The 21,959-nt window shown below is 72.4% G+C and carries 21 protein-coding genes; 14 read left to right on the forward strand and 7 right to left on the reverse strand.

The features are described from left to right. The first annotated feature begins 111 nt into the window (after positions 1 to 111). Positions 112 to 1,641, forward strand: coding sequence for a DUF4153 domain-containing protein (locus IU476_RS36965; RefSeq protein WP_324193834.1), 1,530 nt, complete (start codon positions 112 to 114; stop codon positions 1,639 to 1,641). Positions 1,642 to 1,870: 229 nt separating this feature from the next. Beyond that, positions 1,871 to 4,438, forward strand: coding sequence for an ATP-binding protein (locus IU476_RS03005; protein ID WP_195096203.1), 2,568 nt, complete (start codon positions 1,871 to 1,873; stop codon positions 4,436 to 4,438). A gap of 1 nt (position 4,439) precedes the next feature. On the opposite strand, the gene IU476_RS03010 is transcribed toward IU476_RS03005, so the two are convergent. Further along, complete coding sequence (locus IU476_RS03010; RefSeq protein ID WP_324193835.1) at positions 4,440 to 5,459, reverse strand: GlxA family transcriptional regulator; 1,020 nt, start codon at positions 5,457 to 5,459, stop codon at positions 4,440 to 4,442. A gap of 141 nt (positions 5,460 to 5,600) precedes the next feature. Here IU476_RS03010 and IU476_RS03015 point away from each other — a divergent pair, with 141 nt between their 5' ends. From IU476_RS03015 to IU476_RS03040, 6 genes are all read left to right on the forward strand, one after another. Then, on the forward strand, positions 5,601 to 6,185 hold the full coding sequence (locus tag IU476_RS03015) for a cysteine hydrolase family protein (protein WP_195096205.1): 585 nt from the start codon (positions 5,601 to 5,603) through the stop codon (positions 6,183 to 6,185). Positions 6,186 to 6,393: 208 nt separating this feature from the next. Then, positions 6,394 to 6,741, forward strand: coding sequence for a DUF2795 domain-containing protein (locus tag IU476_RS03020; RefSeq protein ID WP_228822974.1), 348 nt, complete (start codon positions 6,394 to 6,396; stop codon positions 6,739 to 6,741). After that, positions 6,738 to 7,526 carry an SDR family NAD(P)-dependent oxidoreductase gene (locus IU476_RS03025; RefSeq protein ID WP_195096206.1) on the forward strand — a complete coding sequence of 263 codons (789 nt, stop codon included), beginning with the start codon at positions 6,738 to 6,740 and terminating at the stop codon, positions 7,524 to 7,526. Before IU476_RS03020 ends, IU476_RS03025 begins: the two co-directional genes overlap by 4 nt. 13 nt (positions 7,527 to 7,539) lie before the next feature. Beyond that, positions 7,540 to 8,607 carry an NAD-dependent epimerase/dehydratase family protein gene (locus IU476_RS03030; RefSeq protein WP_195096208.1) on the forward strand — a complete coding sequence of 356 codons (1,068 nt, stop codon included), beginning with the start codon at positions 7,540 to 7,542 and terminating at the stop codon, positions 8,605 to 8,607. 45 nt (positions 8,608 to 8,652) lie between these two features. Beyond that, positions 8,653 to 9,990 carry an APC family permease gene (locus IU476_RS03035; RefSeq protein WP_195096210.1) on the forward strand — a complete coding sequence of 446 codons (1,338 nt, stop codon included), beginning with the start codon at positions 8,653 to 8,655 and terminating at the stop codon, positions 9,988 to 9,990. A gap of 112 nt (positions 9,991 to 10,102) precedes the next feature. Then, positions 10,103 to 10,546 carry an SRPBCC family protein gene (locus IU476_RS03040; RefSeq protein ID WP_195096212.1) on the forward strand — a complete coding sequence of 148 codons (444 nt, stop codon included), beginning with the start codon at positions 10,103 to 10,105 and terminating at the stop codon, positions 10,544 to 10,546. An 11-nt stretch (positions 10,547 to 10,557) separates the two neighbouring features. Here IU476_RS03040 and IU476_RS03045 read toward each other — a convergent pair whose 3' ends face one another. Then, on the reverse strand, positions 10,558 to 10,695 hold the full coding sequence (locus tag IU476_RS03045) for a hypothetical protein (protein ID WP_195096214.1): 138 nt from the start codon (positions 10,693 to 10,695) through the stop codon (positions 10,558 to 10,560). Positions 10,696 to 10,958: 263 nt separating this feature from the next. Here IU476_RS03045 and IU476_RS03050 point away from each other — a divergent pair, with 263 nt between their 5' ends. Continuing rightward, positions 10,959 to 11,759, forward strand: a complete 801-nt coding sequence (locus IU476_RS03050) for a SigB/SigF/SigG family RNA polymerase sigma factor (protein WP_195096216.1) — start codon at positions 10,959 to 10,961, stop codon at positions 11,757 to 11,759. A gap of 63 nt (positions 11,760 to 11,822) precedes the next feature. Here IU476_RS03050 and IU476_RS03055 read toward each other — a convergent pair whose 3' ends face one another. After that, positions 11,823 to 12,713 carry a TIGR03621 family F420-dependent LLM class oxidoreductase gene (locus tag IU476_RS03055; RefSeq protein WP_324193836.1) on the reverse strand — a complete coding sequence of 297 codons (891 nt, stop codon included), beginning with the start codon at positions 12,711 to 12,713 and terminating at the stop codon, positions 11,823 to 11,825. Positions 12,714 to 12,830: 117 nt separating this feature from the next. Between IU476_RS03055 and IU476_RS03060 the strand changes: the two genes are divergently transcribed. The 3 genes from IU476_RS03060 (at position 12,831) to IU476_RS03070 (ending at position 16,512) form a co-directional block, all read left to right on the forward strand. Beyond that, the gene (locus IU476_RS03060) at positions 12,831 to 13,235 is read left to right on the forward strand and encodes a Fur family transcriptional regulator (protein WP_228823153.1); all 405 of its coding nucleotides are present in this window, start codon (positions 12,831 to 12,833) and stop codon (positions 13,233 to 13,235) included. Positions 13,236 to 13,281: 46 nt separating this feature from the next. Beyond that, positions 13,282 to 15,510 (forward strand): catalase/peroxidase HPI, encoded by a 2,229-nt coding sequence (gene katG, locus IU476_RS03065; protein ID WP_195096220.1) that lies wholly within the window; start codon positions 13,282 to 13,284, stop codon positions 15,508 to 15,510. 114 nt (positions 15,511 to 15,624) lie between these two features. Then, positions 15,625 to 16,512 carry a hypothetical protein gene (locus tag IU476_RS03070; RefSeq protein WP_195096223.1) on the forward strand — a complete coding sequence of 296 codons (888 nt, stop codon included), beginning with the start codon at positions 15,625 to 15,627 and terminating at the stop codon, positions 16,510 to 16,512. Positions 16,513 to 16,589: 77 nt separating this feature from the next. On the opposite strand, the gene IU476_RS03075 is transcribed toward IU476_RS03070, so the two are convergent. From IU476_RS03075 to fabG, 3 genes are all read right to left on the reverse strand, one after another. Beyond that, positions 16,590 to 17,312: a TetR/AcrR family transcriptional regulator gene (locus tag IU476_RS03075; protein ID WP_195096225.1), complete on the reverse strand. Its 723-nt coding sequence runs from the start codon at positions 17,310 to 17,312 to the stop codon at positions 16,590 to 16,592. A 123-nt stretch (positions 17,313 to 17,435) separates the two neighbouring features. Continuing rightward, a complete protein-coding gene (locus IU476_RS03080; RefSeq protein WP_195096228.1) occupies positions 17,436 to 17,876 on the reverse strand; it encodes a hypothetical protein in 441 nt (146 codons plus the stop codon). 132 nt (positions 17,877 to 18,008) lie between these two features. Then, positions 18,009 to 18,737, reverse strand: coding sequence for a 3-oxoacyl-ACP reductase FabG (fabG, locus tag IU476_RS03085; protein ID WP_195096230.1), 729 nt, complete (start codon positions 18,735 to 18,737; stop codon positions 18,009 to 18,011). A gap of 368 nt (positions 18,738 to 19,105) precedes the next feature. Between fabG and IU476_RS03090 the strand changes: the two genes are divergently transcribed. Beyond that, positions 19,106 to 19,960, forward strand: coding sequence for a bifunctional 5,10-methylenetetrahydrofolate dehydrogenase/5,10-methenyltetrahydrofolate cyclohydrolase (locus IU476_RS03090; protein ID WP_195096232.1), 855 nt, complete (start codon positions 19,106 to 19,108; stop codon positions 19,958 to 19,960). 130 nt (positions 19,961 to 20,090) lie between these two features. Further along, the gene (locus IU476_RS03095) at positions 20,091 to 21,170 is read left to right on the forward strand and encodes a hypothetical protein (protein ID WP_195096234.1); all 1,080 of its coding nucleotides are present in this window, start codon (positions 20,091 to 20,093) and stop codon (positions 21,168 to 21,170) included. Between the two features lie 29 nt (positions 21,171 to 21,199). Here the strand turns inward: IU476_RS03095 and IU476_RS03100 are convergent, their stop codons facing one another. Continuing rightward, on the reverse strand, positions 21,200 to 21,940 hold the full coding sequence (locus IU476_RS03100; protein ID WP_195096235.1) for a L,D-transpeptidase: 741 nt from the start codon (positions 21,938 to 21,940) through the stop codon (positions 21,200 to 21,202). Positions 21,941 to 21,959 lie beyond the last annotated feature (19 nt).

Genomic DNA, 21,959 nt, shown 5'->3' on the forward strand with positions numbered 1-21,959 from the left:
GGTCTAGATGAGGTAGCCGTTGCCTTGGGCTCGACGGCGGACGGCCCGTCGCGGAGCGCGACGACGACCGTCCCGCAACCGCCGAAATCGGCTTGGGCAGATCCATTTTCGGTGGCAGCGGAACGGCTCGCCCACGCTGCGGGTGCGCATGATGCCGCAACCGAGGCCGGGGACCGCGAGCCGCCGGGTGCGGTGCCGCCGTATCCGATGCGCCTGCCGGACGCGCTGCCGCCGCGCTGGCGGCGGGTGGCCTGTCCGCCCGGCGTGCTGCCCGCTGCTGGGATCGCGGGAGTCGTTGCCGCCGTGGCCGTTCCGATCGACCGGCCCGGCCTCGGTTGGCTGCCGGCGGGTGTCGCGGTGGCGGGCGCGGTGACGGTGGTGCATCGCCGTGCCCGGAGTGCCGTGCCGGAGGGTGCGGCCGCGCAGCGGCGGCCGTGGGAACGCCTGTGGTGGGCGGGGGCGGCGGCCGCGCTCTTGGCGGTGGGCGCCTTCCGGGCGGCGCCGTGGTTGTTCGCGCTCTGTGTGGTCGCGGCGGCGGTGGCCGGTTCGCTGGCGGTGGTGGGGCGGCGCTCGGTGTACGGCGTGCTCTACGACGCGATAGCGGTGCCGTGGGCGGCGGCGGGCGGGCTCGCCTGGGCGTTCGGGGCGCTGGCCCGGGTGCGTGCGGGCGCGGGGTCGCGGCCGCGGCGCGTCGGGATCTCCGCGGCCGTCACCGCGGCGCTGCTGGTGGTGTTCGTGCCGCTGCTGGGCAGCGCCGACGCCACGTTCGGGGCGCTCGTCGGGGGACTGGTGCCGCGCTGGGACGCCGGTTCCGTGGTGGCCTGGCTCGCGGTGTTCGCGGCCGCGGCGGCCGCGAGCATCGGCGCGATGTACCTGCTCGCCGGGCCGCCGCCGGAAGCCGGTGCGCGCGTGCGGGTTCCGGGCCGGACGTGGAGCCGGGCGGAATGGGGTCTGCCCGTGGGCGCGCTGACGGTGCTGTTCGCGGCGTTCGTCGCGGCCCAGCTGGTCGCGCTGTTCGGCGGCGACGACTACGTGCAGCGCACCGCCGGACTGACCTACGCCGAGTACGCGCGCAGCGGATTCTGGCAGCTGTCCGCGGTCACCGTCCTCACGCTCGCCGTCATCCTGTCCGTCCTGCGCTGGGCCGCACGCGAGGCGGCCGCGGACCGGCGGTGGCTGCGGGTGCTGCTGTGCGCGGTCACCGTGCTCACCCTGGTGATCCTCGCCTCCGCGCTCGGGCGCATGTGGACCTACCAGCAGGCCTACGGCTTCACCGTGCTGCGACTGCTGGTCGAGACCTGCGAGCTGTGGCTCGGCGTCGTGTACGTTCTGGTGCTCGTCGCGGTGGTGCGTCTCGAGCTGACCTGGCTGCCGCGCGTCACGGTCGGCACCGCCATGGCCACCCTGCTCGCCCTCGCGACGCTGAACCCGGAGGGCCTGATCGCCGACCGCAATATCGACCGGTGGCAGCACGGCGAGGAACTCGACACCGGCTATCTCGCCGGGCTCTCGGCCGACATCGTCCCCGCCGTCGACCGCCTCCCGGCCCCGATGCGCGCCGACCTGCGCGACCGGCTGCGCCACCGCCTCGACGACGACACCTGGAACAGCTGGAACCTGTCCCGCTCCCGCGCCCGCTGAGCCCGGCGTGCCGGCGTCGCCGAATACCGTTCCGCGACACCGGCTCCGAGCAGGGGCGTCGCGAGGCCACGGCGCGCCCCGGTTCGAGGGCCACCGCATAGGTAGCTGGCCGGGCGCGCGAAGTGCTTAGGTAGAAATCGGCCGAGATCGCGCGTGTACGGCTGTGACCTCCCGCTAGTGACGAGTTGCCGCCCGGCATCGGTACCTCGCGGCGGCTAGTGTCGAACGCATGTCGGCGAGCTACGACGCGCGCGAAAGCGCGACCTCGGCAGACGATTTCGTGGGGCGGGAGTCCGAACTGGACGCGATCGTCACCTTGCTGCTGCGCAAGACGCGGCTGGTGACCCTGCTCGGCCCGGGCGGAATCGGGAAGACCCGCCTGGCGGCCGAGGCCACCCGGCGGCTGCAGAAGGCCCGGAACACGCCCGTGCACTGGGCGCGGCTGGCCCGGCTGCCCGCCGACTGCGGCGACGCGGCCGTCGAGGAGGAGATCGCCCGCTCGGTGGTGGCGACCGACTACTCGGGCCGGTCGATGTGGGCGGCGCTGACCACGACGCTGTCCGCGGCCGACGGCACCGGCCGCCCGCCGCAGACCGTGCTGGTCGTCGACAATTGCGAGCACGTGGCGACCGGCGCCGGCCGGATCATCGCCCGGCTGCTCGACGCGATACCCACCCTGTGCGTGCTGGCCACCAGCCGGGAGGCGATCGACTGGGTCGACGAGTACCGGTTCGCGGTGCCGCCGCTGCCGCCCGCGCAGGCGCTGACGTTGTTCCGCGCCCGCGCCGAACTGACCGGGCAGCCGGTCACCGGCGCCGACGACCTGCGCATCGCGGCGCGGATCTGCCGTCTGATGGACTATCACCCGCTGTTCATCCGCCTGGCGGCCGGCCGTCTCGTGCGTCAGCCGCTGGCCGTGATCGCCGAGCACCTCGGCGACCCGGGCAGCGACCATCGGCTGAGCTGGCGGCCCGCGCCCGCCCACGGCGGCGAGGAGCGGCACCGCAGCATCGGCGACGTCATCGGCTGGTCCTACGCGCTGTGCGGGGAGAAGGAGAAGCTGCTCTTCGACCGGCTGTCGGTGTTCGCCAGCGGTTACGACACGACGCCCGACACCGCGGCGGCGACCTTCGACGTCGGCGCGGACCTCGAGGCGATCCGGGCGGTGTGCGCGGACGCGGACGAGCCGGAGGCACCCGGAATCGCTTGCGGCCCGGTCACTCTCAGCGCGGCGGAGACCGAGGCCGCGCTGGAGCGGCTGGCCGACCAGTCGCTGGTGTCGCGGCACATCGGGACCGCGACGGTGCGCTACTCGCTGTCGGAGAACCTGCGCGTCTACGCCCAGCAGCGGCTGCGGGAGCGGTCGGCGCCCGGCGCGGACGAGTACGAGCGCTGCGCCGCACGGCACCGGAACTACTACCGGGACAAGGTATTACACGCGGCGGCGCACTACTTCGGGCCGCACGAGGGGGAACTGCTGGACTGGGCGGCGGCCGCGTGGAACAACATCGTCATCGCGATCGAGCGCAGCCTGGCCCCGGGCGGCGACCCGGTGCACGGCCTCGAGATCTGCGTCGGCCTGCTGGTGCTGCGCCTGCCGTTCGTCAAAGGGTCCTTCCGCGAGATGCGGCTGTGGACCCAGCGCGCGCTGACCGCGACCGGCGCCCGCACCCCGGAACCGGCCGAAGCGCGGGTGACGGCGATGGCGCTGCTGGTGTGGATCATGTTGTGCCAGGGCGAGACCCGCGACGCCGAGACCCTGCTCGACGACTGCGTCCGCGCCTGCGGGGCCGCGCCGGACGGCGACTGGCGGCAGACGCCGGAGACCGATCTCGGCCTGCCCGCCGTCGTCGACTTCGCCTGGGGCGTCGAATTGATGCTCGCCCGCAAGCAGCCGGTGGCCGTGACGGTGCTCGAGCGGGCCCGGGAGAAGTTCGACCGGGCCGGCAACGTCTCGGGCGCGATTCCCTGTCAGCAGTTCGCGGCGCTCGCCGCCGCCCTGCTCGGCCCGCGCGACCAGGCGTGCGAGCTGGTCCGGCGGTACCTGGATCGCACTGCGGTGGTGGGTGTTTCGTGGACCCGGCTGTGGGCGCAGCTGACCTGGTCGCTCACGCTCACCCGGCTCGGCCGGGCGGACGAGGCGCTGGCGGTGCAGCGGTCGGTGCTCACCCACGTCCTGCACACCCGCGAACAGTGGGCCGCGCTGTGGGCGGTGCAGTTCCGGGCGTGGTCGCTGGCCCGGATGATCACCGACCGCACCGGCGGCGGCCGCGCGGCGGACCGGCGCACCACGGCGGTGGCCCTGGAGATCGCGCTGCTCGCGGGTGGCACCCGGACGCTGCGGGCCGGGCTCGGCGTCGACCTCGCGCAGCTGGGGCCGTTCGACGACCTGGCCACCGAGGCCGTCCGGCTCGCCCGGGACGTGCTGGGGGAGAGCGCGTTCGAGGCCGCCGAGCGCCAGGGCGCGGCCCTGCGGCCGGAGTCGCACGAGGTGCACCGGCTGGCGCTGGGCGCGCTGACCGTCGAGACCGCGCCGGCGCCGGTGCGCGGCCGCCACGACCTGTGCCCGCGGTGGGACGATCTCACCGCGGCCGAGAAGGAGGTCGCGACGCTGGTCGCGGCCGGGTGGACGAACTCCGCCATCGCCGCCCGCCGCGGCGTCTCGCGCCGCACCGTCGACGCTCAGATGGCGGCGATCCTGCACAAACTGCAGATCGCCTCGCGCGGGCACATCGGCCGCTTCCTGCCCGAGTCGGCCGCGCGCGGCGTCGCGGACTGCTCGCCGTCGCCCGCGTGAGTCACGCGTATGCGGGCCGGGCCGGGCGCTCCGGCGCCCCCGGAGTGCGGAATCGGCGGCGGTATTCGGCGGGCGTGGTGTCGAGGCGGCGGCGGAAGGCGCGCACGAGGGTGTCGGTGGTGCCGAAGCCGCAGCGGGCGGCGATGCGGTCCAGGCTCGCGTCGGTCGTTTCCAGTTGCGCCCGTGCGGTTTCCACGCGCAGCGACTCGATGTAGGCGTACGGCGTCATGCCGAGTTCGGTCTTGAACAGGCGGGTCAGGTGCCGGTCGCTGAGGTGGGCGTGGGCGGCGAGGTCGGCGACGGTCAGCCGGTCGCCCAGGTGGCGCAGGATGTGGTGGCGCAGGTCCTCGAGGCGGCGGGTGGTCGATACCTGTTCCAGCGGAATGCTGAACTGGCTCTGGCCGCTGGGCCGCTTGAGGTACATGACCAGCTGCCGCGCCACCCGCAGCGCGACGTCCTCGCCGAGGTCCTCCGCGACGAGCGCGAGCGAAAGATCCAGGCACGCACTGATTCCCGCGCCGGTCCAGATGTCGCCCTGCCGGATGAAGATCGGGTCCGCGTCGACCTCGATCTCGGGATGGTCGTGGGCGAGGCGGCGCGCGGTGGACCAGTGCGTGGTGGCGCGCTTGCCGTCGAGCAGCCCGGCCGCCGCCAGCAGGTGCGCGCCGACACAGACCGAGGCCACCCGCCGGGCGCGGTCCGCGAGCGCGCGCACGCAGGCGACGAGTTCGGGGTCGACCACGGGCCGCACCCGCCGCTCGTGATCGATCTCGACCGAGCCCGGGACGATCAGCGTATCGATGCGACCGGCGGCGGCTTCGGCCACGGTGAGGTCGGGCAGCACGCGCACGCCCGCGCCGGTGGTGACGGGATCCAGCGTCCGCGCGGCCAGCAGGACCTCGTAGTGCGCGTCGTCGGTTTCGCGGCGGGCCAGCGCGAACACCTCGGGCGGGCCGGTGACGTCGAGCAGGTCCACCCCCTCGAAGACCACGACGACGATGCGTCTCGGCGGGTGCGGCACGGCGACTCCTTCACCTCTGGGCCATGTCGGAATCTGCATCTTATGCGTCATTGCCGACACAGTGGGCGCTGCCTAGCGTAGTGAGCACGGCCGACGCACCCGGCGCGCCGATCCACTCCCATCACCCGAGGCGGTATCCCCATGTCCCGAATCACACTGCGCGAACTCAACGGCCTGGACCAGTCGCCGGCGAAACTGGCCGATTCGGCCCTGCTGCTGATCGATTTCCAGAACACCTACACCACGGGCGTCATGGAACTCGACGGGTGGGAGGCCTCCCTGGACGCGGCCGCGCGGCTGCTCGACCGCGCCCGCCGCGAGGGCGCCCAGGTCGTGCACGTGATCCACGACGGCGGCGCGGGCACCCCGTACGACATTCGCGCCGAGATCGGGCAGATCCATCCCCGCCTCACCCCGATCGACGGCGAGCGCGTCGTCGTGAAGCAGGCCCCGGACTCGTTCCACGGCACCGACCTCGGCGCGCACCTCCCCGAGGGCCAGGATGTGGTCGTCGCCGGGTGGATGACGCACATGTGCGTGGCGTTCACCGCGCAGGGCGCCTTCCTGCGCGGCCACCGCCCGACCGTGGTCGCCGCGGCCACCGCGACCCGTTCGCTCCCGGTCGCCGGCACCGACCTGGATGCCCGCCAGGTGCACGACAGCGCGCTGGCCACCATCGCCGACCTCTACGGTGTCGTCGTCGCGTCGCCCGACGAACTGGGCTGACTCCGCCGTATCGGGCAGCGCGCGGGCGCTTTTCAGTGCGCCGGTCCGGTGGCGGCCCACTCGGCACCTCGCCCGGTCGGTATCGGCGCGACCACGGCCTGTCGGCCGTCGCCGGGCGAGGCGGCCGGGGAGCGTCCGCGTTTGCCGGACCGCGTGCCGGGTAGTGCGCCCACTCGAACGGCAAACCCCGACCGCGAGGAGGCCCGTGATGGTGACCACCGATGCCGTCAGTGTGCGCAAGGCGCTCTCCGACGCCGACTTCCCGGCCGACAAGGACCAGCTGGTGCGCTGTGCCGACCGGGCGGGCGCCGCCGAGAACACCGTGCGCGCCCTGCGCGCCATTCCGCCGGTGTCCTACGCCAATGTGGGCGAGGTGCTGCAGTCGGTGGATCTCGACCCGGAGAACGATCCCGCCGACCGAGCGGCCCAGCGGCGCACCCACACGCACCCGGGCCTGGCCCAGCAGGAGAAGGACGTGCCCCCAGCCCGATCGTCGACGAACTCGGCGAGAATCGCGGCAGCTGAGCGGCGCGGCCCGTGGGAAGGCACGACATGAGACCACTCGCGCTCGTCACGGGAGCCTCGCGCGGCATCGGCTTCGCGCTGGCGGAGCAATTCGTCGGCCGCGGCTACGACGTCGTGGTCGCCGCCGAGGACGAGTCGATCGACGCGGCGGCCGCGACCCTGCGTGACGGCACCGCCGAGGTGCGCCCGGTCCGCGCCGACCTGCGCACCGAAGACGGTGTGCGGCAACTGTATCGGGCCGCGACCGCCGGCGGCCGCGACCTGGACGCCGTGGCGTTCAACGCGGGCGTCGGGCGCGGCGGCCCGTTCGTGGCGACCGAGCTCGCCGACGAACTCGACATCGTCGACGTGAACGTCCGCTCCACCGTGCATCTCGCGAAACTGGTGCTGCCCGGCATGGTCGAGCGGGGCGCGGGCAAGCTGCTGTTCACCTCCTCGGTCGCGGCGATGACGCCCGGCCCGCGCCAGGCGGTGTACGCGGCGTCGAAGTCGTTCGTGCAGTCGTTCGCCGAGGCGCTGCGGGAGGAGTTGCGCGACACGCACGTCACCGTGACGGCACTGCTGCCCGGGCCCACCGACACCGACTTCTTCCGCCGCGCGAAGCTGCTGTCGAGCCGAATGGGGCAGGGGCCCAAGGAAAGTCCCGACACTGTCGCGCGCCAGGGCGTCGACGCGCTGCTGCGCGGCGACCAGAAGGTCGTGGCCGGTTCGTTCGCGACCAAGGCCGCGGGACTGGTCACGCGGGTGCTGCCCGACACCCTCAAAGCGAAGGCCCACCACCTGGTTTCCGCGCCCGCGCGGAGCTTCCGGGCGTGAGACGCCGGGGCGCATGAAGATCGTCGTCACCGGTGCGACCGGCAATGTGGGCACCGCGCTGCTGCGCTCGCTCGACCCCGGGACGGAACCGGTCGGCATCGCCCGGCGCGTGCCGCCGCCGGACCGCGCGCCGTACTCGCGGGCGCGCTGGATCCGTTGCGACATCGGCGATCCCGCCGCCGACCCGGTCCTCGCCGACGCCTTCGCGGGCGCGGCCGCCGTGGTGCATCTCGCGTGGGCGGTCCACCCGCACCGGGACGAGCCGCCGATGCACCGGACCAACACCGTCGGCACCGCGCGGGTGTTGCGGGCGGCCGCGGCGGCGGGTGTGCCGCACCTGGTGTGCGCGTCCTCCGCGGCGGCCTACCGTCCGGCGGCGCGCTGGCAGCGCGTCACCGAGGACGCGCCCCTGACCGGTGTTCCCGGCAGCGCCTACAGCCGCGGCAAGGCGCTGCTGGAAGCGCAACTGGACACCTTCGAGCGGCAGGCGGCCGGGACCCGGGTCGCCCGCCTGCGACCGTGCGGCATCGCGCAGGGCGACGCCGCCGGAGAACTCGCCGATTGGCTACTGCCGCACTGGTTTCCGCGCGCGGTGATCGGGCGGCGGTGGCTGCCGATCCCGCTCTGGGCGGACCTGCGGCTGCAACTCGTGCACGCCGACGACGTCGCCGCGGCCATCGCGCTCGTGCTCCGGCAGCGTGCCGGGGGAGCGTTCAATCTCGCCGCCGAACCGGTACTGTCCGCCCGCGCACTCGCCGCCACGTTCGGCGGCCGGCGCGTCCCCGGGCCGCGCACCCTGATCTTCGCCGCGGCCCGGGCGAGCTGGCGGCTCGGGCTGCAACCCCTGCACCCCGGATGGCTCGCGCTCGCCGACCGCGCGTGCCTCGTCGACCCCGCCCGGGCGCGCCGCGAACTCGGCTGGCGGCCCCGGCACGACGCCACCGCCGTGTGCTCGGAACTCGCCGCGGCGATGCGAGCCGGGCGGACCGGACCGTCCGATCCGCTCGCACCCGAACGCCCGCACGGCCGAATCGGCCTGCCCACACACCAGAGTCAGGACCTCGCGCCCGACGACCCCTGATGAGCGTGGCGGCTTCGACGGTCCCCGCGCGGGTATGTGGTCGGTATGGCCACTGCCTTGAAGCGCGCCGTGAGCACGCCGCTGCTGTACTTCTTCATCCTGGGCGATGTGCTCGGCGCCGGTGTGTACGTGCTGGTCGGCACCGTGGCGCAGGCGTCGGGCGGTGCGGTGTGGCTGCCGCTGGCGATCGCGCTCGGCCTGGCGACGCTGACCGCGGCGTCCTATGCGGAACTGGCGACCAAGTACCCGCGGGCGGGCGGGTCGGCGCATTACGTCACCAAGGCGCTCGGCCCGGCCGCCGGATCGCTGGTCGGATTCTGCATGCTCGCCGCTGGCGTGGTGTCGGTGGGCGCGCTGAGCCGGGCGTTCGCCGGAGACTATCTGCAGGCGCTGGTATCGACCCCGATGGTGGCGGTCGTGGTGGTGTTCCTGGCCGCGCTCGCGCTGCTGAACATCCGCGGCATCAAGGAATCGCTGGGCGCGAACGTCGCGGCGAGCCTGATCGAACTCTGCGGACTGCTGCTGATCATCGGACTGGGACTGTGGCTGATGGCGCGCGGCGACGCCGACCCGGCCCGGCTCACCCACGTCGGCACCGCGGAACACGGGCCGGTCCCGGCCGTCCTGGCGGGCACGGTGCTGGCCTTCTACTCCTTCGTCGGCTTCGAGACCTCGGTGAATCTCGCGGAGGAGGTTCGCGATCCGCGGCGTTCCTATCCCACCGCGCTGTTCGGTGCGCTGCTCACCGCCGGGGTGGTGTACGTGCTGGTCGGCGTCGTCGCCAGTGCCGTGGTGCCCACCGAGGAATTGGCGCGCTCCAGCGGACCGCTGCTCGAGGTGGTGCGCGCGGCCGATGTGGTGCCCGAACGGCTGTTCAGCGTCATCGCGCTGGTCGCGGTCGCCAACGGCGCGCTGCTGACCGGCATCATGGCCTCGCGGCTGGCCTACGGCATGGCCCGCGAGGGCCTGCTGCCCGCGGTGCTGGCGCGGGTCCTGCCCGGCCGCCGCACGCCGTGGGTCGCGGTGCTGGTCACCTCCGGCATCTCCCTCGCGCTCGCGCTCACCGGCGAGGTCGCCACCCTCGCCGAAACCCTTGTGCTCCTGCTGCTCGTGGTGTTCTCGGCCGTGAACGCCGCGGTCCTCATCCAGCGCCGCGACCCGGGCGACCGTCCGCATTTCCGCGTGCCGACCGTGGTGCCGTGGCTGGGCCTGGCGTCGTGCCTGTTCCTGTTCACGCGCATCGGCGCGCAGGTGTGGGCGCGCGGCTCGATCCTGGTCGGCCTGGGCGTGCTGCTCGCGGTCGTCAACGCCGTGCGCCGCCGCCGCTCCGGCGCGCGCCCGGACCCGGCTCCCGTCGCCGCCGAATCCGGCACGAATTCCTAGCGCGCGAACCCGTATTCGCGTCGGCCGCAAGTTTGTCGGCATCGGCGCGCGGTAGTCGGGACAGGAGATCCGGTCGCGCCGCGACGGAGCCGACGACGAAAGCGAAGTGCTGATGACCGAAGTGGAATTGCGTATACCCGTCTCGGCGCAAGCGATATTCGACGTGCTCGCCGACGGCTGGTCCTACACCAATTGGGTGGTGGGCGCGTCGCATATTCGCGACGTCGACGACGGCTGGCCCGCACCCGGCACGCGAATTCATCACAGCGTGGGGCCGTGGCCGTTCATGGTCAGCGACACCACCAAGGTGCTGACCGTCGATCCGCCGTATGCACTCGAACTCGAGGCGCGACTGTGGCCGTTCGGCGCGGCGACCGTGCGCATGGAATTGACCGAGGCGGAGCCCGGCGTCACCGACGTGCGCATGATCGAACAGGCGACCGCGGGCCCGGGACGGTTCGCGCCAGAGCCCGCGCAGGCGCTGCTGCTGCGTCCCCGCAACAAGGAATCGCTGGCCAGACTGTCCTCCATCGCCCGCGGCACGCACCGGCACTGAGCGCGCGACGGTCAGATATCGGCCTTGCGGCTGCCCTCGTTGCCCATGATCTGGTCCTGCTCCCGTGCCACCCGGTCGGACCTGCGGCGCCGAATCATCATGATGGCGACCAGGACGGGAATGACGAGCAGTATCAACAGAAATTCCATATCGGTGCACCTTTCCGCACGGCGGACAACCCCTGTCGCGGCTCTACCCGGCACCACCTCGCACAAACCCGTTCCCGTCGTCGGTCACGCAAACCGTTCGGTGCCGAGTTTTCGTTTTCTGGCCTGGCGATCGCGTGCACAGTGCGTATACCGCACTGGTGGTGAACCGGCAGGCCTGGAAGACTGGCCGTGCGGCTCGCGGGATCTGCCGGTTGAGTATCCAGCCGGTTCTTTTCGCAGACGAAGCCGCTGGAGGTGGCGCAGTGACAATCGAACTCGCCCCGGATCGAGGTCGACGTGGCCACGACCCTTATGACGGCATCGAATCGACTCTGAAGGAATTGGCGGCCCTGCCGCCGGACTGCGCGCAACGGCGCGCGCTACGCGACGACATCGTGCGGCGGTGCCTGCCGCTGGCCGACCACATCGCCCGCCGGTACGCCGGCCGCGGCGAGACCTACGACGACCTGCACCAGATCGCGAGCGTGGGACTGGTACTCGCGATCGACCGGTTCGACCCCGCACGCGGGGACTCGTTCCTCGCCTTCGCCGTGCCCACCATCATGGGCGAGGTGCGGCGGCATTTCCGCGACTACACCTGGTCGGTGCGGGTGCCGCGGCGCACCAAGGAAACTCAGCAGCTCATCGGGCCCGCGGTCGAGACGCTGGCGCAGCGGCTGGGCCGCACGCCGCGGGCGGTGGACATCGCCCTCAAGCTCGGCGTCGACATGAATGAGGTGGTCCAGGCGCTGCTCGCGTCCAACGCCTACCGCGCCGACTCGATGGACGCCCGCACCGGCGACGAGACCTCCGGTACCGCCGCCTCGGTGGCGGAGACGGTCGGCAGCGAGGATCCCGAATACGAACTGACCGAACAGGCCATCGTCGCGGGCCCGCTGCTCGCCGAACTGCCCGAGGACAAGCGGCAGCTGCTCTACCTGCGCTTCTTCTGCGGACAGACCCAGTCGGAGATCGCCAAGCAGTTCGGCGTGTCGCAGATGCACATCTCCCGCCTGCTCGCGCAGACCTTGGCGACCCTGCGCGAACACGCCTTCGGCGAGTGAGTTGCCGCGGTGGGCGCGCGTGTCGCGCCCACCGCGTTCACCGGTGCGGCCGCCCGGCGGCGCTCACCGCAGGTGTTCGATCACCTGTGCCAGCGCCGACATCCGCGGTTCGGCCACCGAGAAATGGGTGATCCCGTAAGCGTCGCGGTAGTGGCGCAGAGTGTCGGCGATGGTCTGCGGCGACCCTCGCAGCACGCCGGGCAGATAGGTCAGCTGGGTGTCGGACAGCTGCGCGTGGAACATGCGCGGCATGGTCAGGTCGGTCTCGCCGCCTTCCTCCACCGTCAGCACGGTCATGCCCAGTTCGAGGCCGGCGAAGCGGTCGCCCGCCGCCTCGCGCACGAACTCCACCCGGCGGGCCAGCGCGTCGAGGCCGGCTTGCCGCGAGGAGAGGCCCGCGTCGACGGGCACCCCGGCCAGCGCGACGGTGTCGGCGTGCTCGGCCGCCACCCGCACCAGCCGGTCGCCGCGCCCGGCGATCAGCAGCGGGATGTGTCGGCGGACCGGCGGCTGATGCCCGTTCGCGAACAGCCCGCGCAGCTCGGTGACAGTCTCGCGCAGGAACTCGATGCGCCGGCGGCCGCTCGGGAACGGCAGCCCGGCCGCCTCGAACTCGGGCGCCGCGAAATCCGGTCCCGCGCCGAGGCCGAACTCGAGCCGGCCGTCGGTGAGCTGGTCCACCGTGGCGACCTCGCGAGCCAGCAGGGCGGGCCGGTAGAAGCCCGCGTTGAGCACCATGGTGCCCACCCGCACCCGCGTCGTGGCCTCCGCCAGCGTGATCAGCGTGGGGAACGGCGCGGTCATGCCGAGGTGGTCGGGCAGCTGGACCACGTCGTAGCCGAGGTCCTCGGCCCGGCGCGCCTTGTCCCGCCACTGCGCGCGCGAGTCCGCGCCGTGCAGGCCGACGGCGAATCGAAAGGGTCGCGGCGCCAAGGTCTTCCGATCTTCGTTCACGCTCCCACGCTAGCCGATCGCGCCGACCGGCCGCGCCGGTCGGAAGCCCCATGCTTGACTCGTTCCAGAGAAGGGACCAGACTCTCGACTGTGCGTACCACGGCGGATTTCCAGCAGATGCTGCGGGAAGTCTCGTTGCGCGTCACGGCCCCGCGCGTCGCGGTGCTGAGCGCGGTGCACGATCATCCGCACGCCGACACGGACTCGATCATCCGTGCCGTGCGGGCCAGTCTGTCGACGGTGTCGCATCAAGCGGTGTACGACTCGCTGCGCACGCTCACCGGCGCCGGACTGATCCGGTGTATCCAGCCGTCCGGTTCGGTGGCGCGCTACGAATCGCGGGTCGGCGACAATCACCATCACGTCGTCTGCCGCGTGTGCGGGGCGATCGCCGATGTCGATTGCGCGGTCGGCGAGGCGCCCTGCCTGACCGCGTCCGACGACCGCGGCTACTCGATCGACGAGGCCGAGGTCATCTATTGGGGTTTGTGCCCGGATTGTGCTGGGGCACAAGCCGGCTGAGCAGTCTCGGATCGCAGCTCGCATCACTCGTCCAGGAAGGAATGCCGTGACCTCCGAAAGCCGACCGCCCGCTCCCGACACCGCCACTCACAGCACCAGCGAGAGTGAGAACCCGGCGATTCCCTCGCCGACGCCCAAGACCGACCACCGCCCGCGCACCAATCGGGACTGGTGGCCCGAGCAGGTCGACGTCTCGGTGCTGCACGCGCATTCGTCGAAGTCCAACCCGCTGGGCGAGGACTTCGACTACGCCGCGGAGTTCGCCAAGCTCGACGTCGAGGCGCTGAAGGCCGACGTGGCGGCGGTGCTGACCGATTCGCAGGACTGGTGGCCGGCCGACTACGGCAACTACGGCGGCCTGTTCATCCGGATGAGCTGGCACGCGGCGGGCACCTACCGCATCGCCGACGGCCGCGGCGGCGGCGGGCAGGGCGCCCAGCGTTTCGCCCCGCTCAACAGCTGGCCCGACAACGCCAACCTCGACAAGGCCCGCCGCCTGCTGTGGCCGGTCAAGCAGAAGTACGGCGACAGCATCTCCTGGGCCGACCTGCTGGTGTTCGCGGGCAACGTGGCGCTGGAGTCGATGGGCTTCCAGACCTTCGGTTTCGGCTTCGGCCGACCCGACATCTGGGAACCCGAGGAGGTCTTCTGGGGTCCGGAGGACACCTGGCTCGGCGACGAGCGCTACAGCGGCGACCGGGAGCTGTCGGGTCCGCTCGGCGCGGTCCAGATGGGCCTGATCTACGTCAATCCCGAAGGGCCCAACGGCCGTCCGGACCCGGTGGCCGCGGCGCGCGACATCCGGGAGACCTTCGGCCGCATGGCGATGAACGACGAGGAGACCGCGGCGCTGATCGTCGGCGGGCACAGCTTCGGCAAGACCCACGGCGCGGGCGATCCCGAGCTGGTCGGCGCCGAACCCGAGGCCGCCCCGATCGAGCAGCAGGGCCTGGGCTGGAAGAGCTCCTACGGCTCGGGCAAGGCGGGCGACGCCATCACCAGCGGCCTGGAGGTGGTGTGGACCTCCACGCCGACCCGCTGGGGCAACGGCTTCCTGCAGAACCTCTACGGCTACGAGTGGGAGCTGACCAAGAGCCCCGCCGGGGCCTGGCAGTGGAAGCCCAAGGACGGCGCGGGCGCGGGCACCATCCCCGACCCGTTCGACGGGCCCGCCCGCACGCCCACCATGCTGACCACCGATCTGGCGCTGCGCGAGGACCCGATCTACCGCGAGATCACCAGCCGCTGGCTCGAGCACCCCGAGGAGCTGTCCGAGGCGTTCGCGAAGGCCTGGTACAAGCTGCTGCACCGCGACATGGGCCCGATCAGCCGCTACCTGGGCCCGTGGGTGCCCGAACCGCAGCTGTGGCAGGACCCGGTGCCCGCGGTCGACCACGAGCTGATCGACGAGCAGGACATCGCGGCGCTCAAGGGCAAGGTGCTCGAGTCCGGCCTGTCGGTGCCGCAGCTGGTGAAGACCGCGTGGGCGTCGGCGGCGAGCTTCCGCAGCACCGACAAGCGCGGCGGCGCCAACGGCGCGCGCCTGCGGCTCGAGCCGCAGCGCAGCTGGGAGGTCAACGAACCCGCCGAACTGGCGAAGGTGCTGCCCGTGCTGGAGCAGATCCAGCAGGACTTCAACGGGTCGGCCGCGGGCGGCAAGCGGGTCTCGCTGGCCGACCTGATCGTCCTGGCCGGGGCCGCGGCGATCGAGAAGGCGGCCGCGGACGCCGGCCACGACGTCACGGTGCCCTTCGCGCCCGGCCGCACGGACGCCACCCAGGAGAACACCGACGTGGAGTCGTTCGCGGTGCTCGAACCGCGCGCCGACGGCTTCCGCAACTACGTGCGCGCGGGGGAGAAGGCGCCGCTCGAGCGCCTGCTCGTCGACCGGGCCTACATGCTCGACCTGACCGCGCCGGAACTGACGGTCCTGCTCGGCGGCCTGCGCGCGCTCGGCGCCAACTACGGCGGCACCGCGCACGGCGTGTTCACCGACCGTCCCGGCACGCTCACCAACGACTTCTTCGTCAACCTGCTCGACCAGAGCACCGAGTGGAAGGCGTCGGAGTCGGAGGAGAACGTCTACGTCGGCGTGGACCGGGCCACCGGGCAGACCAGGTGGACCGCCACGGCCAACGACCTGGTCTTCGGCTCGCACTCGCAACTGCGCGCCGTCGCCGAGGTTTACGCCCAGCGGACCGCCACCCCGCGGTTCCTGCGCGACTTCCTCGCCGCCTGGGCCAAGGTCATGAACAACGACCGCTTCGATCTCTGAGCCTTTCCGCACGATCTCGGGCCGGTACCCGCGGGTACCGGCCCGAGTCCGTTCCCTGCCCGCTGGTGGGAAGTGCGAGAATGAGCGCAACGGTGCGAAACGGGGAGCCGGGGAATGGATTTCAAGGTCGTTGCCGATGTCGCGCTGACCGTCGGCCTGCCGGTGCTCGGCGCGGCGCTGGTGCCGGGCCCGCTGGGCGGCATGATCGGGGGCGCGGTCGGCGGGGCGATCGGCGGATATCTCGACGCCAAGGTGCACGGTGAGAATTCGGCCGACACCCTCACCGACACCGTGATGGGCGCCGCGCTCGGCGGGCTGGGCGGCCGCCTCGGCGGGAAACTGGGCGCGAAGCTGCTGGACAAGATCGCCGCCGAGAGCCGCGCCGGCTGGCGGCCCGCGAACCGCATCGCGCGGTTCCGCAACACCTTCGGCCCCAGCATCCCGCAGGCGGTGCTGGCCGGCGCGGGCAGCGGGTTCGCGCGCTCGGTCTCGAACAAGCGCGAGCGGCAGACGTCGGCGGCGGAGGTGCCCGAGGTTCGCAAACCGGCCGGGCTGGCGCCGAAGGTCGACGCGCTCTACAACGAGCTGCCCGGCCTGTTCGGCCAGGCGTCGTCGGTGCTCGGCGGCCCCGGTCCGGCCACGAAATACACTGCCGCCCCGGTCAAGTCGTCCTCGACGCTGCGAGCGCCGCAGGGTCGCAGCGGCATCGACACCTACGACGCGACCCGCCGCTCGCTCGACGGCACCGTCGCCGCGACCGACGCGAGCGACCGGCAGGTCGCCGACGCGGTGCGCGTGGCCGCCGCCTCCTCCGCCGCGGCCCACACGACGCTCGCCAACACCGTCGACGGCCTGAACCGCCACGCCGACGCCTCGCCCCGCGGCATCGACCCCAACACCTTCGCGCTCACCGCGCTCGACCGCGCCGTCGGCGGCACCCAGCAGATCCTCGCCGACACCCAGGCCGCCGGCGCCAAACTCGCCGCCACCCTCCCGGCCTGAGCGGGCTTCGAAAGACTCTGTCGGACAAGCGCTCTCGCGGTGCCACGCACAGGTGTCCGCCGACACCTCCAGGGCGGCTACTCCGCAGCGCCGTCCGCTCGCGCCGCGGCCGACCGCCCGGCGTGTTCGAGCAGGCAGGTCAGGCCGTATTCGAAATTGCGGTCGTCCGGTGCGCTGCTGTGCAGCCCCAGGGCGCTCGCGCGGGCCAGCAGCGGCGTGGTCTCCGGGGAGATGGCCGGGTTCTCGTAGTAGCGGCCGGAACCGGCCCGCGCCTCCCGGTTCTTGTCGTAGAGCCGTTGCAGCACAACGGATCCGCAGACGTGCAACTGGATCGCCGAGTAGGTGTCCACCGCCTCCTCGACCGTCAGGCCCGCCGCGACGAGGTGCGCGATCACCTGCTCGGTCTGCCGCGCGCCGAGCTGGGCGGCCTGTGCGCTGAGCGCCGACCGGAACAGGATCAGGTCGCAGAGGATCGGGTTGTCCAGGAACGTCGCGCGCATGGTGCGGGCGTGCGCGCGCAGCGACTCGCGCCAGTCGCCCGCCTCGACGAACGGCGTGACGGCCGAGAGGTATTGGCGCAGCGCGCGATCGGTCATCGCGGCGAGCAGCTCGTCCTTCTTGCGGAAGTACCAGTAGATGCTGGTGACGCCGACGTCGAGGTGCTTGCCCAGCATCGGCATGCTCAGATTGTCCAGCGACACCTCCTCCGCGAGTGCGAAGGCGCCGTCGAGGATGTCCTCGGGGTTGAGGGAGCCGCGCTCGCGCCGGGGCCGTTTCTCCGCGGCCGCCCGCTTCGCCATGTCCGCGCCCACCTCCGTGCCGTATGCTCCGTAGTCGAACCCGGACCGGGTAACCGACAGCAACTGCGATGGTACCCGCAACCGTAGCCCGTACCGCGGGGCATTCGGTGGGCGCGGAAGCCGTCAGGCGACGAGGTCGTCCTGCTCGAGGGGTGCGAAGAAGGCGTTCACGCCGGGGCCGGTGAGCGCGTCGGCGAGGGCGACGAAATCGTAGGCCGCCGTGTGGTTTCCGGGGACACGGCCGATGCGGGCCAGGTGCTCGTGCTCGCGATCGGGCAGCAGTGCCCGGTGCAACCGGGACAGGTCGGCAAGCTCGCCCGACGCCGCGGCGCGGGTGATCATCAGGTGCAGGCACAGCTGCTGGGCGGGCGTGGTGGGCCTCGGGTCGAGGCCGAGCGTGAACGTCCGGACCAGATTGTCGAAGGTCTGCTCGACGTAGTGCAGGAACACCGGGCGCGGGCTGTGCAGCACCTTCTCGCGCACCTCCTGCGCGAGGTCGGCGCCCGCCGCGATCAGCGCCTGCGCCGTCCGGGGTGAGAGACCGGCGATGTCGAAGCCACTCATGATGTCTCCTTGCCCGAAACCGGAAATGCCATTCTTGTCCCTGTAACTGTATTGCATTCAGTAGTCGGTCACAAGGGTGTGCTCGCACGGTCTTTCGCGACTACGCGCGAGAGAATCGGGTTCTCGCCGGTGCTACACGAACTGGCCGCCGGCGACCTCCAGGGTGGTGCCGGTCATGTACGACGACAGGTCCGAGGCGAGGAACAGCGCCACGTTCGCGACCTCGTCCGGCTCGCCGGCGCGGGCCATGGGCACCTCGGCCACCTGTCGCTCCCAGACGACCGCGGGCACGGCGGCGGTCGCGGCGGAGCGGATCAGCCCGGGCTGAATCGCGTTGACCCGCACCCCGTGTCGCGCCGTCTCCTTGGCCGCGGCCTTGGTCAGGCCGACGATTCCGGCCTCGGCCGCCGAATAGTTGGTCTGACCCGCGACGCCCACCTTGCCCGACAGCGAGGAGATGTTGACGATGCTGCCGCGCTTGCGTTCGCGCATGATCGCCGCCGCCAGCCGGGTGCCGTGCCAGGCGCCCTTGAGCTGGACCGCGATCACCTGGTCGAATTCGTGCTCGGTCATGGTCCGCATGCCGGCGTCGCGGGTGAGGGCGGCGTTGTTCACCATGACGTCGAGGGCGCCGAATTCGGTGACCGCCGTGGCCAGCAGCGCCGAGACGTCGTCGGCGCGGGTGACGTCGCAGCGCACGGCCCGCACCACCTCGGAACCCAGTTTCTCGCGCACACCGGCGCAGCTCAGATCGCCGACCACGACCCGCGCCCCCGCGCGCACGAACGTCTCCGCGATGGCGAACCCGATGCCCGTCGCGCCGCCGGTGACCGCGGCGACCCGCCCGCTGAGAAGCGACATGACAACCCCTTCTCGCCGCCGACTCGTCCGGGCTCCGCGCGCGGACGACCGGTCGCCGGAAGATAGCTGTCGTGGGCGATATCGTAAGCGCAACGGTATCTGTCCGGGAGATCACTCTATGGCCGCCCCGGTCACCGTGCAAGCGCGTTGTGAGCGGGCGGAACGCGGCGGTCGATGCCGTGGTGACATGTCGTGAAATCAACTTACAGTTGGTAATACGGTCTTCGCGCGGTCCGGCGTCTCGCGTGCGGAACCCGGCGGTGCGGCGGGTGGGCGGGTGTTCCCGTGGGTCGCCTCGCCCGGAAGTGACAGCGCCGGGTGCGGGCGGTTCGCGAGGGGGCGCCCGCTGCCCGTTAAGGTGGGAGGTCGTGGACACGACTTCGCTGACCGGCAAGGACCTTGCCGCCGCCCTCAACGCCGAGACGAAACAGCGCGCCGCCGCGCGCGCCGAGCAGGGGGCCGCGCCGCGGCTGGTGCTGGTCGTGGCCAACGACGATCCGGCCAGCGGCTGGTATGTGAAATCGCTGCAGCGCGCCGCCGACCGGCTCGGAATCGCTTGCGACACGGTCGATCTCGGAGCCACGGCGACGGCCGAGGCGATCCGCGCGAAGCTGGCGGAGCTGAGCGCGGACCCGGCCGTCGACGCCGTCATGCTGCAGACGCCGCTGCCCGCGGGCGTGGCGCTGGACGAGGTGAGCGTCGCGATCGCGGCGGCCAAGGACGTCGACGGCGTGAGCCCGCTGTCGCTCGGCCTGCTCGCGACCGGTCTGCCCGGCTTCCCGCCGGCGACCGCCGAGGCCGTGGTCGAACTGGCGAAGCATCACGGAATCCCGCTCGCCGGAAGGCATGTCGCGGTCGTCGGGCGCTCCAACGTGGTCGGCAAGCCGCTGGCGCAACTGCTGCTGGCGGAGAACGCGACCGTGACCGTCTGTCATTCGCGCACCGCGGATCTGCCCGCGGTCACCTCGGCCGCCGACGTCGTGGTCGCCGCCGCCGGGCGCGCGGGCCTCATCACCGGCGACCACGTCCGCGCGGGCGCCGCGGTGATCGACGTGGGCACCAATGAGGGCCCCGACGGCGGCATCGTCGGCGACGTGGACGCGGCTTCCGTCGAGGGCAGAGCCGGTGCGCTGAGCCCGGTTCCGGGTGGCGTGGGACCCGTGACCACCGCGCTGCTCATGCGGCACGTGGTCGTGGCGGCCGAGACCGCGCGCGGGGAGTAGTAGCGGCCGGGCGCGGGACGGTATCGTCCGGGGCGATGAACGCGGTGCCGGGACGCGCGTGCGATCCGTTGCGCCGGAAGCGGTTCCGGGCCGGGCGGCGTGCGCACCGGCGGTGTCCGAGGGGGAGGCGATGAGTGTGCGACAGTCCGAGGACCGGACGCGCCGGTCGGTGGCGCCGATCGTGCTCGCGGTCGTGCTGGTCCTCGCCGCCTGCGGGGCGGCGGGGGTGTATCTGATCGGCCGCGGCACCACGGCCGGGCGGGCCGCCCCGGCGGGCGCGGGCCACGAGTCCGACGGCGACAACTTCGCTTGGGACCCGTGCGGCTACCTCACCCCCGAGATGTACGCGGACCTGGCCGAGCGCGACAAGTCCGGCCGGCCGCGCCTGCAGATCAAACCGCACGACTTCGACACGTGCGAGGTCTCGGTCGACCTGCCCGACAGCCCCCGGCTGCTCACGGTGGTGGTGAGCAAAAGTCAGCGCGGCACAGGCGATCTCGCGCACGACGACCGGTACACCGTGCGCGACGAAGGGAACTGGAAGGTCGCCGAGGAGCGGACGGCGAAACCGGGTGAATGCGCCCGCGTGGTGTATGCCGCGGAGAGCTCCTTCTCGATCCGGTCCCACGCGGAGCGGCCGACCGGCGACCGGGCCGACCCCTGCCCCGCCGCGGATCGGGCGACGCGCGCGCTGCTCACCGTGCTGCACACCGGGACGATCGGCAAACTCGACTTCCCGCCGGATTCGCAGGGCCGGGTCGATCTCTGCGCGGCCCTGACCGACGCCGACGTCACCGCCGCGGTGGAATTCCCGGGGCGGCGCGCCGACCGCCCGGGGCATCGCGCCGCACACGAGTGCGGCCGGCGCTCCGCGGCCGACGACGGCCGCCGCGCCGAGGTCCTGTTCCGCACCCATCTCGACGTCGCGCCGCCGCGCTCGTCCGGTCCGGACGACACCCGGACCACCATCGCGGGCCGCGACACCGTCATCCACCGGATCACGACCGTCCGCACCGCGTGCGTGGCCGTCCTCGCGGGTCGCACCTGGCCCTCGTGGCCCGGCAACCAGCTCTTTCAGCTGGACTATCCCGCGCCGAAAGAGCTGGTGGAGAACGCGTCACTGCTGGTGGAGACGCCCACCGGGAATATGGAAGAGGCCTGCCGCGCCGCCGAGGCGCTCGCGGCGAAGGCCTGGCCGCGGATGCCGTGACCGCGTGCCGGGACCACGGCATCCTTTGTTCACCAGTGCACCGTGACCGGGTCGCCCACGCTCACGTTGTTGTAGTACCACTGCGCGTCGTCCGGCGGCAGGTTGATGCAGCCGTGGCTGACGTTCGAATTACCCTGCGCGTCGACCGACCACGGGGCCGAGTGCACGAAGACACCGCCCGAGGTCAGCCGCTCGGCGAACTCACCGGTGAGCAGGTAGCCCTCCGGATCGCTGAGCGGAATGCCGATGGTCCGGGAATCGAAGGTGATGGTCCGGAACTTCTCCATCACCGGGAACGTGCCGACCGGCGTCTCCCGGCCGGGCTTGCCCATCGACGCCGGGATCACCCGCGGCGCCTCGCCGGGCACGTAGACGGTGAAGGTGTGCGCGGACATGTCGGCCTCGGCGGTGGTGCCGCCGCCGGTGCGGAAGTCCGTGCGGGCGTTGCCGGCGCTCACCGTCAGCCGGGCGTTGGCGGGCAGGAATCCGGCCGGCTGCCAGACGAGCTCGGTGTCGTTGTTCCAGGTGAACGAGCCGTCCAGGCCGCCCACCGTGACCGCGTGCTCGGCGCGGGCGCGGTCGGCGACCGGGGTGGCGAATCGAACGGTCACCGGATGCGCGATGCCGACGACCGCGCCGGCGGCCGGTGTGATGGATTGCACGGGCGACAACTGCGGCGCCACCCGCGCCGCGGCCGCTGTGCCGGAAGTGACCGCGGCGAGAGTCGCGATCACGAGTGCCAGGAACAGGTGTCGAATCATGTTCCGCATGGCTCCACCCCCTCAGGTG

It is taken from the genome of Nocardia blacklockiae (assembly GCF_015477355.1).
GTDB classification, from domain to species: domain Bacteria; phylum Actinomycetota; class Actinomycetes; order Mycobacteriales; family Mycobacteriaceae; genus Nocardia; species Nocardia blacklockiae.

Excerpts from the sequence above, each read along its gene's own strand:
- IU476_RS03005 (WP_195096203.1), top strand. The coding sequence starts at position 1,871 with ATGTCGGCGAGCTACGACGCGCGCGAAAGCGCGACCTCGGCAGACGAT.
- IU476_RS03015 (WP_195096205.1), top strand. The coding sequence starts at position 5,601 with ATGTCCCGAATCACACTGCGCGAACTCAACGGCCTGGACCAGTCGCCG.
- IU476_RS03020 (WP_228822974.1), top strand. The coding sequence starts at position 6,394 with ATGGTGACCACCGATGCCGTCAGTGTGCGCAAGGCGCTCTCCGACGCC.
- IU476_RS03025 (WP_195096206.1), top strand. The coding sequence starts at position 6,738 with ATGAGACCACTCGCGCTCGTCACGGGAGCCTCGCGCGGCATCGGCTTC.
- IU476_RS03030 (WP_195096208.1), top strand. The coding sequence starts at position 7,540 with ATGAAGATCGTCGTCACCGGTGCGACCGGCAATGTGGGCACCGCGCTG.
- IU476_RS03035 (WP_195096210.1), top strand. The coding sequence starts at position 8,653 with ATGGCCACTGCCTTGAAGCGCGCCGTGAGCACGCCGCTGCTGTACTTC.
- IU476_RS03040 (WP_195096212.1), top strand. The coding sequence starts at position 10,103 with ATGACCGAAGTGGAATTGCGTATACCCGTCTCGGCGCAAGCGATATTC.
- IU476_RS03045 (WP_195096214.1), bottom strand. The coding sequence starts at position 10,695 with ATGGAATTTCTGTTGATACTGCTCGTCATTCCCGTCCTGGTCGCCATC.
- IU476_RS03060 (WP_228823153.1), top strand. The coding sequence starts at position 12,831 with ATGCTGCGGGAAGTCTCGTTGCGCGTCACGGCCCCGCGCGTCGCGGTG.
- IU476_RS03070 (WP_195096223.1), top strand. The coding sequence starts at position 15,625 with ATGGATTTCAAGGTCGTTGCCGATGTCGCGCTGACCGTCGGCCTGCCG.
- IU476_RS03075 (WP_195096225.1), bottom strand. The coding sequence starts at position 17,312 with ATGGCGAAGCGGGCGGCCGCGGAGAAACGGCCCCGGCGCGAGCGCGGC.
- IU476_RS03080 (WP_195096228.1), bottom strand. The coding sequence starts at position 17,876 with ATGAGTGGCTTCGACATCGCCGGTCTCTCACCCCGGACGGCGCAGGCG.
- fabG (WP_195096230.1), bottom strand. The coding sequence starts at position 18,737 with ATGTCGCTTCTCAGCGGGCGGGTCGCCGCGGTCACCGGCGGCGCGACG.
- IU476_RS03095 (WP_195096234.1), top strand. The coding sequence starts at position 20,091 with ATGAGTGTGCGACAGTCCGAGGACCGGACGCGCCGGTCGGTGGCGCCG.
- IU476_RS03100 (WP_195096235.1), bottom strand. The coding sequence starts at position 21,940 with ATGCGGAACATGATTCGACACCTGTTCCTGGCACTCGTGATCGCGACT.